Genomic DNA, 14,270 nt, shown 5'->3' with positions numbered 1-14,270 from the left:
TTAACATGTTATATTGCTTCTAGTCCCCGGAAGGAACAACAGTACCTCTCTGCATAGTTTGCCATGGCTTAGGGGGAAAGTTATACGGTATCACACCAACTTTTTCTGCCCATATATTGTACTTAGCGACCATACTAGACACGATTTCGGGATTTTCCTGTGCCACATTCTTTGTTTCGGTACGGTCTGTTCGAAGATTATACAATTGCCAAGGTTCTTTCACATTGGACACAATTTTCCATTCACCGTTTAACATTGCGCGATTTCCTTCGTGCTCCCAATAAAGTGGTGTTGAACGGTCCATAGACTTACCTAACATCAAAGGTAAAAAGCTCATACCTTCCATCGGAAGGATATCATTGCCTTTATATTGGGTCGGATATCGTCCATTGGCAATATCGATACACGTAGGCATGATATCAATCACGTGTCCTTGAAACGGCAGTATCTTGCCATAAAGTTGATCGGAAATCCCCTTAGGCCAAGATAAGATAAAAGGAGTTGCAATCCCTCCCTCACTCGTATGGTGTTTGTACAACCAAAATGGTGTGTTATTCAACTCTGCCCATCCTTGACTAACCGAGAGATGTGAATTGACAGCTCCCGGTTGTTCTCCAATATAACGTCCATTGATACCCCCCTCGGCATTACCACCATTGTCCGACATAAACATAATGATCGTATTGTCGTATATTCCACGGGCTTTAAGTCCATTGATGAGATCACCGATACTCTTGTCAATACGGCTGACAACCGCGGCATAGACCGCCATCAGATCATCCTGCCGGATTTTTTCTTCTGGGCTTAACGATTCCCATTTAGGAATAAGTGGATTGATATCGGGCAATGCCCAAGATTTGTCAATGATACCCATCTCAACCTGTCTTTTATACCGCTCTTCGCGCAACGCCTCCCACCCTTTCATAAACTTGCCTCTAAACTTGGCAATATCCTCTTCGGGAGCCTGCAGGGGATAATGTGGAGCATTATGCGCCAGATACAGCAGAAAAGGTTTACCAACATTTTTGGCTTCATCGATAAACTGTAATCCATAGGATGTCCATAGATCAGTCGTGTACCAATCTTTCGGCAATTCGGCATTACGTACTTTTCTACCGTTCAGATACAGTTGTGCCCGGGCATCGCGATAGTAAAAATTGCCTGCAATGGTATTGAACGATCGATCAAACCCCCGCCCCCAGGGTGTGACACCTCCATCACCTTTCTGTCCCACATGCCACTTGCCTGTCATGATCGTAAAATAACCATTTTGCTGCATGGCCTCCCCAATCGTGACACATTTGTCGTTGAGATACCCTTGATAGGCCGGGATATCTTTATAGCGATCAGAAGCCATCCATCCCATCCCGGCTTGATGCGGATAGAGTCCGGTCAATAAGCTTGCCCGGCTTGGGCAACATCGGGCTACATTATAGAAATTTGTAAGACGAAGTCCTTGCTGTGCCAACTCATCAATATGGGGAGTGGGAATTTCTCCGCCAAAACATCCTACATCACTGAAACCCATATCATCCACTAGGATGACGATAATGTTAGGACGTTCTTGTGCCTGCAAGGGTCTTCCCATCCATATACTTCCCAGTATCAACCATACTAAACAAAACCTGATTATCATATTTTATATATTACACTTGTACCTTCTTTGTAAAACACTGTTCTTGATTAAGCAAAAAATGACACATGTGTGCTGCGTATGCTTAAATTTAAATAGATTCACGATCAATCAAACTGTTGTACTTCTTCCTTTCCCGGAAATCGGTAGACAGGATCTTTGGGAACGACCTTGATTTCTCCATTCTCCTGTGAAATCTCCAGCGGTACCAATGTCAATCCTTTTTTGTTGATTGTATAGGCGGCATCTGACAAATCCCTCTTGTCTGCTTGTTCAGCATTCAGCGGAGGGTGGTCTGCCCGATAAAATGCCAATGCCCACCAGCGACCGTCTCTGTCCTTAAAAGGGGCTCCGTTGCCTATATACCGACCGGCAAATTTCCGGGGGCTATAAGGACCCAATATCTTATCGGCCGTAGCATAATAGAGATTGTAGGTTCCTTTTCCTTCGATATCCGTACTCCAGGAAGTTCCAAACAGCACATATTTGCCACCAACTTTGACCATTCTTGTACCTTCAAAGCCCAACTGTTTGCTTTTAGGCCCGATCAGCCTATGGTTGCCATCAAATGCCGAAAAATCCTTTTTTATTCTTCGGATCTGTGTACAGTTTGACAGCAACCAAGGTGTCCCGTCATCATCCACGAAGATGCTGGGATCTACATGAAAACCTATATCCAATCCCAACGGTTCTGTATACGGCCCTTTGATAGCCGGGGATGCCGAAAGCATCAGATTGGCTACACGTACATTCGACGAATGCACGATGACCCAACGGCCATTGACATAATGCGCTTCCGATGACCGGATGTCCGGTGTGATGTTTCTTTTTCCGGCAAAATCCCACAGTTCTTTTACAAAAGCTGATCCTGGAGCATGTTTGATTTCACCAAAGGGTTCCCAGGTTCCCAGATCTTTGCTTCGCCACACTCTTACGGAAGTTTCTTTGGATGTCGAAAGATCCATAGGTACCGTACCGGTCAGGTAATAATAACCGTCAGGGCCAATTTCAACAAAAGGATTAGCAATATCGGTATTCAGCACATGTACAGCCTTGTCATGTTTTTGGAGGTCTGCCACGACATCACCTGCCTGCTGTGCCTGCACATGCGCGAAACTACTCAACACACTTATGACCAACATCATCCATCTTGTCATCTTGTTATATTTATTCATTGTTATCTGCATTTATTTTTTTCAATCAACACTGTACGGCACCAATGGATTCGGGCCTGGCGCGACAGGCAATCTTTTCAGGTCCTCTTTCCAACTGTCTCCCACATCTCCCTGAACCTGCCGAATAGCGTTCATCTTCTTCCGAAAATCTTCCAACACCTGCTTATATTTTGGCAAATGCGCCAAGTTTATCATCTCAAAACGATCGTTTTCAAGATCATACAATTCCTCGGAGGATCTTTCATTCAAGCGATCTACGACCTGTTTGGCATGCGCATCGGTCTTCGCTAACTCTATCCAGCTCTTGCGCAGATCCTTACCCTTAGATGCCGGCTCATTAGGTTCTAAATTTACAATGTACTTATATTTACTCGTACGCAACATCCGCACCGGTGATTTGTCATGATCCTTGTCTCCATTGGAAAGGGCAAAAACCATCTCCCGATGAGACTGTCCTGGATCGCGCAGCACCTTGTAAAAACTCGTACCGTCTATATTAGTGGGAATAGGTGCCCCTATAGCATCCAACAGCGTAGGAACAATATCCACGTGTGACACCAATGCTTTCGTATGGCTACCGGCTTTCACCTGTCCCGGCCAGCGTACGAGGAGTGGCACCTGCACACCATAGTCATACAAAGTCCACTTGCCAAAAGGCAACTGAGGTCCTTGATCGGCCGTAAATAGCATGATTGCTTTGTCCGACAGTTTATGCTTGTCCAGGATCTTCATCATGTCTCCGATATTATCATCCATCTTGGTTATATCTGTATAGTAGCGTGTCAGCAACCTGCGCGTGTCACGGGTGTCCACGTGAAAAGGGTGTATCGCCACCGACTCATTGGTATATGCCGGGTTGAGCGGCCAAGTCATGTGTGTACAATGGTCCGCTACGATCAGCACAAAAGGCTTTTCCCCATCATAGCCTCCCAGCCACTGATCAACAGGCTCAAGATAAAGATCAGAAAACATTCCTTTTTTGCCTTCTGTACCAGGTTCGCGACGATTGGACCCGACAATATACTCGAATGGAAAACTTTCTTGTGGCCCCACATGCAGCTTACCTGCGATGGCCACCCGATAGCCCGCATTGTTGAAATAATGCACCATAGATTGAATCCGGTCACGCACAGCCAAACGGTTTACGTGTGCCCCGTTGCGGTGCGGCAACAAGCCAGTAAATAGGGCGCTGCGCGCCGGGCCACAGGTAGGCGATGTCGCAAAGGCCTGATCGAATAGCATGGATTCTTTTCTAAGCCTGTCCAGATTAGGTGTTTTTACTTTATCGTTGCCATAGGCTGGAATATCCCAGGCCCCGAGGTCGTCTGCTATATACAAAATGATATTGGGACGTCGGACCGATTGACCATAAGAGAGAGAGGTGTACGTACCTAGTACGCACACAACACTCCATATAAACCTAAATAAAAAACCATTTTTCTTCATTATATCCACTGCTTCGAAATATTTAGTTGTACCTGACCTATTCATGTGGTTTGACAAAGACATCGTCCACCATGATCCTTGAAGCCGTACCTATAGGTTTTCTGATTCTGAAACGAACAGGACCTTCTATCGCCAGATTTTCATACTCTGCAAAATACAGTCTTTGCCTTCCGGGATTATCGGGGCTATTTGGTGCCGTCATCGCTTCCAAAACCAAAGCGGCAGGATCGTCCACTGGTAGCGTCACTTGAGTCCAAGTCTGTTCTTGATCCAGCGTATACTTCACGCTACTAGGTTCCAGCAATGTCCAAGTTGCCCCTTCATCCTGTGAATACTCCACATACACTTTCGATCCGTTAGAATCATTATTATTTGTTGTCACTTGACCATAATAGAGAGAGAATCGGGACGCACCGAATAAGAGATCAAAGTCCATAGCAATAATCGATTCTGTCGTCGGTGCAGTCCCTTGCGTGATCAATGCGGCTGCCCCCCGTTTGAGGTGTACTGTTGCACCAGCATTCCGAGCTGCGGACGTCAAGACCCACGAACCGGAGAGAAATGGTGGAGCCACCTCAAACCCTTCCGGGAAATTGGTATAGAATTCAGGGGCCATATATTCACCGTCAATATCGGCCGATGTACGAATGGCCAGATACGGTTCTCCAGTGGCTGTATAAGACAATATCCCTGTAAAATCACCCTCAATAGGAACAGGTTCATTGGCAACGACAGCCGTTTCTCTGGTCTTGACAAGAACAGTATTACTGCCATCACTCAGCGTGACATCCCCGTCTCCAAATACCTGATTGCGCACCACACCGGGCACATCAGCAGAGATCAACCGAACTAATGTATTTTGGTAAATATCCACACCGGAGGCCAAAACACTGAAATCATTTGTTTCAAGGTGGACATGTTGTTCGTTATTCTCGGATATTCTTCCTATTTCCAAAGGGCTGAGGCCGGATATCTGAAAAACACCGTCGATCCGCTCCAATACTTTGCCGTCGATCCTGACGATGACGGAGTCTCCTACCTTGTAGCGGTCAAGATAGCTATCGACAGCCAATGCCAGGCCTCTTAGCCGTCCGTTTGCCTGATTTTGTATGATAATCTTCCCCTCCGGATTATTCCCCTGTCCGGCATTTGAGATCACTATTCCTCCTATGAAGAATTCCCGGTCACCTTCACGCCCGATAGTCACAGGCTCACCCTTGTACATGGCCCTAACCTCCTCTATGGAAGCAAAATGCTGCCCGGGTAGGGTCAATTCGTTTCCCGTTTCACAGGAAATCATCCAGAAAGATGCTGTGACAAAAATCAGGAAAGACAGATAATGTATCTTTTTCATGTTAATCTAATTAAGACAATCATATACTCAATTAATATACGCTAATTATATCCTTCGTTATTAGGTTTCAACAAAGGATTGATATCTATTTCTCTTTGCGGTACCGGGAACAATCTATGGTAAGGTTCAACCTTATAGGGAGAATTGCTTCCAAAATAGTCATTCATGACCTCTACATAGGTATTCGTCCTGACCAGATCAAACCAACGATGTCCCTCAAATGCCAACTCCAAACGACGTTCCAGATAAATAGCTTCTCGGAAAGAGTCTGTATCAGCTATCTTCGCGGGAGTCAACTCGTGGCTACCGACCACATTGATCGGCTCTCCAAAAGCACGTCGGCGGATTTGGTTGACATACTCGATTGCCTCTACAGGAGGTGTACCGGATATTTCGTTTAACGCTTCGGCATACATCAGCAATACGTCCGCATACCGTAACAAAGGCCAGTTGTCATCAGACTGATTCTGCATAGTATGATCCATATAGTGCTTTTTCACATGTCTTGCACTCAGTGTAGCTCCTGACGCATTTTGGTATTGCATTGTTCCGATAGTCGCCTGGTACCTCGGACTTGTCCCTTCTCCCTCGGCTGTAAAAAGGTTGATAATACTTCCTGTAGGTACCAATCGATTGCCCGCCGATATCCCCATGACTTCCTGCAATGCATTAGGATGGGAGATAAAACTCCATCGGCTACCTTCTCCCAAGGTTCCTCCTTCATACTGGATTTCAAATATAGACTCGGCATGGTTGGCGTTTTTAGGATCAAAGATATCCGCATAGTTCGGGAGGAGACTGTATGGTCCGTCTTCGACAACTGTCTTCAATGGATCCACAGCCTTATCAAACTCGTGCTTGGTCAGATATACCTTGCCCAATAATGTCAAAGCCGCCCATTTGGTCGCCCGGCCTATACCATTACCGGTATAGGCTCCCGGCAATTGCACAGAAGCCATTTCCAAATCATGTACTATCACTTCATAAATATCCTCTACTTCATTTCTGATCGACTTACGGGCCTGTTCTTGCGTCAACACCAATGTGTCCAACGGTACCTTGCCAAACATGCGTACCAAATTGAAGTAGCTCAACGCCCTTACGAAACGAGCCTCTCCTTCTACTTGTTTTTTCTTATCCTCATCTACAAATTCGACAAGGGGAGTCGATGCCAATATCTTGTTACTCTGCAATATACTCCTGTACGAATCTCTCCACACTGCTGAAAGTATGCTGTTGTTGGGTATAATCGTAAATTTATCAAGCTGTCCTGAAGCGGTAGCTGCACCGCTTCCGTCCGAAGCATTGTCTCCCGGCAACTCGCCAATAGAGGGATAATTAGGATTATAAAAATTCTGCAAGGTTCCGTACAATCCTACTGCCGCGATTTCGATGTTCTTTTGGGAAGTATAAAAATCTTCACTGTCAATATCCGCGAAGGGTTTTCGGTTAAGAAATTTCTTATCACACGATGCGGCTAAAATTAAACAGGTAATAGCCAAGCCCATTACTGTGGTGATTTTAAATGTTTTCATATCTATTTATATTTTAGCGACTTCTTAAAATGTCAGGTTCAACCCTAATGTGTACACACTTGACAAAGGATAGCGCCCCCAGTCCAATCCCGGTGAAAGCGTCGTATCGGTGTACATGCCCCCTTCAGGATTCCAACCGTTATAGTTGGTAAACATATACAGGTTGTTGACAGACAGGTTAGCGGTTAATTTTTCTGCTTTTATCCTGTTGGCAATCCGAGTAGGTATGTTATAACCTAAGGTTACATTCTGCACATTCAAAAAGGAAGCCTTTTCGACAAAGGAAGAGTTGAACGTAGTACTGCCCAATACAGCCCGGGTTTCCGAGGATAGGCGTGGTACCTTGCCGTCTCCCGGTTCAGCCTCCGATTTCCATCTGTTCTTTAATTTGACATGTCCATTGGTCTGTAGACTGTAAGGGATATTACTGAAGTTCAAGTTGATAATATCTGCACCATAGCTTCCCCTCAACATGATGTTCAGTCTAAGATTCTTGTAGGAAAATCCATTTCTGAAACCAAAGACAAACTTAGGATGTGGGTTACCTACAATAGTACGATCCTCCAGCGTAATCTCGTTATCGGATGCATCTGCATTCTCAAAGATAAACTCTCCCGGTCGGGATCTCGCTACTCCGGAGGAGATACCTGGTAAAGCGTCTACCTGCGCCTGATTTTGGTATATGCCCAATACTTTCAACCCATAAAATAATCCCATCGGATCCCCTACCCGTGTGATGTGTGTATTTTCCAAATAAATAGAACTTCCCCACAAAGGATCTCCCTCAGGACCTAGCGCCAGTACTTTTTGCCTGTTGAAGGTGATATTGAAATCACTGTTCCATTTGAATTTACCGACCAGATTACGTGTATTCAACGTAAACTCCCAACCTTTATTTTCCACCTTACCGATATTTGTCATGACCGTGCTGAATCCCATATTGGTAGGTACTTGCAGATTAAGCAACAGATTTTTGGTTTGTTTATTGTAGTAATCTACGGTCAATGCGATACGACGTTTGAAGAACGCCATATCTACCCCAACATCGATCTGCCTGGTCTGTTCCCAAGTGAGATCGGGATTTCCGGCAGAACTCAATCGTATACCGGAGACAATACTCTCCCCCCCACTACCCAAAACAGCACTAGAAGCACCCATCAATGACATAAACTGGTAGTTGCCAATGGAATTATTTCCGGTCACCCCATAGCTCGTCCGCAATTTGAGATCCGACAACCAATCGATCTTCTTTAAAAACTTTTCATTGGAAGCTCTCCATGCCAATGCCGCAGATGGAAAAACTCCCCATTGATTGGCAAACTTTGAGGAACCGTCTGCCCGGACACTTCCGGTTATAAGATACCTGTTGTCATAATTGTAATTCATACGGGCGATGTAGGAACTTATCGCCCATTCAGTGATGGTAGAATATCCCGACCGTAATACATTTTCGAGATTATTGTCTACCACAATCAGCTCATCTGTCCAGGTTGCCGAAGCATTGGCAGTCACATTGCTATATTGATTCATCTGTTTTTCGTGGACAGCTACTCCAGAAAGCCGATGCTTCCCAAACCGCTGATTATAGGAAAGTTGTGCAGAAGCCTGCCAATTGAAGCTGGCATTTTGCATTGAACCGATGGAGTTGTCCCGCGGTGCCCGGATTCCATAGGCTCCAATCGAACTGGGATTAATCCAATTACGACCCGAAGTCCGAGTAGTGACGCCCCCAGTAAGGGAAAACTGAAAGATCTTGCTGATATCATATAGGACAGATGCATTGGAAATCAAGCTAAAATTCCGTCTCCAATCCTTGATCGAATTAATTTTGGCAACTGGATTTTCCATATTTTGCAAGCCAGCCATCAAATTGATGCCTGTAGAATAACCGTTTTCCCTTGTGGGGTCATAGACATCCAAAATAGGGTTCATCAACAGGGCAGATTGCACAATTCCTCCATAGGCTTCGTGAAACCTACCGGTCACTGGCAAAAAATCCTGATTGGTATAGCTCGGACTCAACCGCATCGAGACCTTTAGCTTCTTATTGACGTTGGCATCCACATTAGCCCTGGCCGAATAACGTTGAAAACCTGTATTTTTAAGAATCCCTTTATTGTCAAGAAATCCTCCTGAAACAAGATATTTCACATTTGTATTGCCTCCCGATACCGAAATTTGGTGATCTTGAAAAAACCCTTTCTGGAAGACTTCGCTCTGCCAATCGGTTCCCTGCCTCCCGCTATTCAAAAAATCCTTAAAGTAACCGGTCTGCGTAGATTCGGGCCTCAAAAAATCGGCATCCAATGGGCTACGGTCGCCTACGCCTCTATCGACCCAAGTATTGTTTCGAGCTTCTATGGCTAGTATCGCAAAATCTTGGGGAGAGAGCATTTCTATGGGGTTAAATATTTGCTGAAATCCTCCCTTTACGTTATAATTGACCCTAGGTCTACCTTCCTTACCGCTTTTGGTTGTGATGATCACCACCCCATTCGAACCCCTAGATCCATAAATCGCCGCAGCAGAAGCATCTTTCAAAATATCTATGGATTCAATATCGGCCGGATTGATAAAGTCCAAGGGGTTCGAATCCGCGTCTATCCCTACCTGTATGATGTTGCCATCGACCACATAAAGAGGTGTATTGCTAGATCCTATCGTGCTGATTCCTCTGATTTGTATATCCAAACCGCCACCAGGTGTACCAGAGGTATTCATCACATTGACACCTGCCGCTTGTCCCATCATCGCTTGGTTGACATCGTTGATAGGCTGGTCTTCAAAATCCCTCGCATTGACCGAGCTGATCGCTCCGGTCAGATCCTGTCTTTCCTGCACACCATATCCCACAACGACAATCTCGTCCAATGCCCTAAGCACATCTTTCATCACAATCTGTACGGGCAGATTGTTCGTGATCCTCACGAGTTGGGTTTCTTTACCCATATAGGACACTTCTATTTGATTCGACTTGCTGCGCAAGCGAAGGGAGAACTCCCCCTTTTCGTTGGTCGAAGTCGAATTTTCGGCTCCCAATTCTGTCACTCGTACACCCGAAAGTGGACGGTTGTCCTCATCCAGAACCACACCGTGAGCTGTCTGTACACTTTGTGCGAAGGCAATGGAACATTGCATACAACACACAAAAATGATCATGCCCACAAGCCTCATTTTAAATAAAAACATTTTTGTTGCATTCATAATATGTCATATATTTAGTTAATTGTTCTTGTAATCACCTCTATCGTTGTATTTCAAGCGTAGAGAAGCCAAAAGGCTCCAAACTCACAGATACCTTCTCCTTGGCATCCAACTGGATTCGCTTTCCATTTGCTTTGATCACATTCACACGACGGGAGGCATTGCCTTTCTCTGCTTTCAAGTCCAGATCCACCACAAATGCCTGCGATTTGTCACTGTTATTGAGCAGCATCACAAAGGTTTTATTCCCATCACTGCTTTCAGCTTGTAAGTATTCGATATATGGATTGTCAATTTGAATTGCTCCCTTTTTCATCAAAAGCTTTACGTCTTCCCCATACAGCTTACCACTTTTGAAACCGTATGTGGCATGTGGTCCCACTTTGGGAGCAATGAATCCTCTTGGAAAGGAAATATTTCCTGCAGCCCGCAGTTCTATCTCCGAAATCAGATAATCCGTAATCCAACCTATCTGCCACCAAGCATGATGGGGAAATTTACCGGGCCCATCGTCCAGACCATTCCAATAGTAAGAAGCTACATCATTGCTTTTGTTGACAAAAGCATCCCTGCCCCACACACCTGCCCGCGCCATATCCAGGTACAGACTGTCCCCTGTCATCTTGAACAGTCGTACAAACATCCCGGCATGACTCGCCAACAATATTGGTCCTTGTACACGGGTGGCCGATCCCATCGTACCTCCATGCTCAAAACTAAGTCCAACCTGACTGATTTCCCACTCTTTCATGATTTTGCCTTTTACATTTCTAGTAGCATTGCTAGGGATAGGATGTGTATAGACAGAAGCGGTATAAATACGGCTGGTACGTATGGCAGCATCCAGATATCGATTGTCGGAGGTGATATCATACAGATCGAGAAGTGCCTGCACACTCTGTCCCGTTGCAAAATCGGGGGCAAAACGAAAGTCTCCGCAAACACCTAGAAAATGACCTTCGTCCGTAGCATTTTTAACAAACCAATCAGCTCCTTTTTTTGCAGCATCGAGGTATTCTTTTTTCCCCAGAATCTTATAAGCGACCAACATACCGTAAAAAGTCGGCCTCAAATCTTTGATATCCAGAAATACCTCTTTGCCAGTTTTATGGTCATAGGCTACGGCCCAACTTCCGTCAGGTTTCTGCCATTTCAACAATCTGTCCGCTCCCATTTCCAAACGTTTTCTCAACTCCTGATCCTGTGGTTCAAACAGCAGCATATTGCCCATATCCAACATCACATAGTAGGTCAACGCAATGGGCTCTGCATAATCACCCCATTCTTCTGTAAAACGCTTACTTTTCCACAGATAATATTGTCCTGATGCCGATCCCTTAAAGAACTCTTGTTGATCTTCCTGTTGTGCAATCTTGAAATTCCGCGCATAGGGCAATCTGTCACGCAATAGGATACTATCTTTTGTGAGGTGTGCCAACATCCACATGGCCCCGTAATCAGAATTTTTCACGGCATCCTTCTGCGAGCCAACCACAGGAGCATTGTATTCCTGTGCACCGATTTGCAATCCCTTATAGGAGTAGGTATGCCATAGGGAAGTACTGTCTTTACGCACATAATCAAACATGCCCCATAACCTATCCGTCAGCGATTTCTTCGTTTCTTTTTTTGAAAGGAAATCGGAAAACCGATATATATCGTATATAGCATGCTTGTACACATCATACCAATCACTTTTCTTTAGCGTATAACGAAAGCTAAACTTTCTTTTTTCACCAGCCTGCATAAAGGAACCTTTTTGCCCCAAAACGGGATGGTATGCTACAGGTGATAGTTGATTTTTTCGAGTAATGAGGGAGAGCCCTAACTTCCAGTCCCAGTGTGTGGAAATACTATCCGCCCAAGGATCGCGACCAGTACCTGGAGAGGGGATGACAGCTAAAGTGATCCCACTTTGGGTATACACCAAAGGAGATAACGTGGTCGCTGTACGCTCTCTGACCACTATTGGTCTATTGGGTATCCCTTGTCCATAAGCAAAACTTAGCACCAAATTGTCATTCAGCTTGCGCCCTTGAAAATGCCCCGGAATCATCCCCCACGCCATTTCCTCTTTGTCAAACGTCGTCAAAACCGGCGTCGTGATCGAATAAAAACCCGATTTTTGGGCTTCAAATTCTATATCGACGAGAATATCATTATGGTATTGCTTGTCCAGTTGCCATGAGGCTTTGACTATACCTTCGTCATTGGTGTGTTCAAATACCAACACATCACCCTGTTTACGTGCCTTGCGTGGAAAAAACTCTGTATCCTTGCCTGCGGTATTCATGGCGACAGGACTGAGACTTTCATGCCATTTATCGTAAATTAGAAAATAGGATTTATCCGGAAAGTTTCGGACGCTTTCATCAAATTGGGAATAGTCGGGTTTCATCGAAACATCCTTATCCGAATACAGTATCATATAGGACGCCGAAGTATTCTGAAGCGAAACGGCCTGTTTTTTATTTTTAACAACCGTCCTCGCTAGCTGAAAACCGCTCGACGTATGTTTCCACTCGAGAAGAAGGCTATCATTTTCCAGTACGAGATTGTTCTGAGCGAACAACGATACCGGAAAATACATGACCATGCAAGAAATCAAAAATGTCAAAAATCCATTCATACGAAATTGTTTTAAAGTTATTTAAGTGAAGTAAGTTATGATCGTGACGCTTGGATCGAACTTCATCACCTTCATAACTTTTATCCCTCTATTTTATATCAAACTTTTGCACTTCATCTTTACCAGGGTACCGATAGGCTTCATCCTTGGCCCGAACGACAACCTGCCCATTTTCTTCATAAACCTCCATAGGTACAAGTGTGAGCCCACCCTTGTTGATGGTATATGCCGAGTTGCTCATGTCTGTTGTCGCAGCCTCCTCCGGCGTCAGCGTGGGATGGTCGGCATTGTAGAAGGCCGTACACCACCAGCGACCTTTCTTGTCCTGAAACAGATTGCCATGCCCCAGATACCTTCCTGCAAATTGCCTTGGGCCATAAGGGCCTGTCACTTGATCGGCCACACAATAGTATAGATTATAAGTACCCCGGCGCATATTGTCCGTACTCCATCCCGTACCAAACATCACGTATTTACTGCCTATCTTGGTTACAAATACACCTTCGTGCCCAAGAATCCGATCCGAGGGACCGATCAGCTTCCGAAAACCGTCAAAGTCTGAAAAATCCGGCTTTAGCTTATGTATCTCCACCGCATCGGTAAGCATCCATTTGGTACCGTCATCGTCCACAAAAATGGTAGGATCACGGTGAAAACCGACATTCAGCCCCATGGGCTCAGTGTATGGTCCTGTCAAGTCTGTTCCTTTTGTGACCAATATATTTGCCATCCGCATATTCGAGGTATTCACAACGACCCATTTCCCATCGATAAAATGTACTTCAGGGGCCCATATCCCCGCATGTGTGTTCCGCTTTGCTGCCGCATCCATCAACTCCCTGCCATATTCCGAATCCTTCGCTTCCCATATCGGGCTCAGCTTTTGCCAGCTTACCAGATCTTTGCTCCGGAAAAACTGCATGCCGGGCAGGCTGTTCGGAAATGTCTTTAAGGGACGTGTACAGGCCAGGTAATAATATCCGTCCGGTGCTAGCGTGACAAACGGATCTCGCATCGTACCACCAAATACCCGAACAGCCTTGTCATGACGTTCGAGAGCCCTTTGGAGATTGGTATCAGATTCTTTTTGAGCTAAAGAAATCATCGGCAACATTGAAAGACAAAGAAGCAACTTAAAAAGAGGTAGTTTACGGTTTAACAACATAACGTTTATACTAATTTTCTATCGGAAACCAAACAAAACAATCTGGTGTAGTCTGGTGTAGTTTATAATTATGAACCAAATGTAGGATATAAAAAATTAAACACCAAACTTTTTTCCAAAAAATATACA

Annotated in this window: 8 protein-coding genes; all 8 read right to left on the bottom strand. The window is 45.0% G+C overall.

Annotated features, from left to right (window positions below; genetic code table 11):
- Positions 1–19 precede the first annotated feature (19 nt).
- Complete coding sequence (locus tag G5B00_RS04410; protein WP_163872044.1) at positions 20–1,636, bottom strand: arylsulfatase; 1,617 nt, start codon at positions 1,634–1,636, stop codon at positions 20–22.
- A gap of 104 nt (positions 1,637–1,740) precedes the next feature.
- Complete coding sequence (locus G5B00_RS04405) at positions 1,741–2,808, bottom strand: family 43 glycosylhydrolase (protein ID WP_163872043.1); 1,068 nt, start codon at positions 2,806–2,808, stop codon at positions 1,741–1,743.
- A gap of 21 nt (positions 2,809–2,829) precedes the next feature.
- Positions 2,830–4,299 carry a sulfatase gene (locus tag G5B00_RS04400; protein WP_163872042.1) on the bottom strand — a complete coding sequence of 490 codons (1,470 nt, stop codon included), beginning with the start codon at positions 4,297–4,299 and terminating at the stop codon, positions 2,830–2,832.
- Complete coding sequence (locus tag G5B00_RS04395; protein WP_163872041.1) at positions 4,292–5,608, bottom strand: DUF5689 domain-containing protein; 1,317 nt, start codon at positions 5,606–5,608, stop codon at positions 4,292–4,294. The genes G5B00_RS04400 and G5B00_RS04395 overlap by 8 nt, the downstream gene beginning before the upstream one ends.
- 41 nt (positions 5,609–5,649) lie before the next feature.
- A complete protein-coding gene (locus tag G5B00_RS04390) occupies positions 5,650–7,143 on the bottom strand; it encodes a RagB/SusD family nutrient uptake outer membrane protein (protein WP_163872040.1) in 1,494 nt (497 codons plus the stop codon).
- 24 nt (positions 7,144–7,167) lie between these two features.
- The gene (locus G5B00_RS04385) at positions 7,168–10,332 is read right to left on the bottom strand and encodes a SusC/RagA family TonB-linked outer membrane protein (protein WP_205966300.1); all 3,165 of its coding nucleotides are present in this window, start codon (positions 10,330–10,332) and stop codon (positions 7,168–7,170) included.
- A gap of 55 nt (positions 10,333–10,387) precedes the next feature.
- Positions 10,388–12,976 carry a beta-L-arabinofuranosidase domain-containing protein gene (locus G5B00_RS04380; protein WP_163872038.1) on the bottom strand — a complete coding sequence of 863 codons (2,589 nt, stop codon included), beginning with the start codon at positions 12,974–12,976 and terminating at the stop codon, positions 10,388–10,390.
- 88 nt (positions 12,977–13,064) lie between these two features.
- On the bottom strand, positions 13,065–14,081 hold the full coding sequence (locus G5B00_RS04375; RefSeq protein ID WP_163872037.1) for a family 43 glycosylhydrolase: 1,017 nt from the start codon (positions 14,079–14,081) through the stop codon (positions 13,065–13,067).
- Positions 14,082–14,270: the final 189 nt, after the last annotated feature.

Source organism: Parapedobacter sp. SGR-10 (assembly GCF_011030405.1).
Classification (GTDB): domain Bacteria; phylum Bacteroidota; class Bacteroidia; order Sphingobacteriales; family Sphingobacteriaceae; genus Sphingobacterium.
This window is presented reverse-complemented; position numbering and strand designations above follow the sequence as displayed.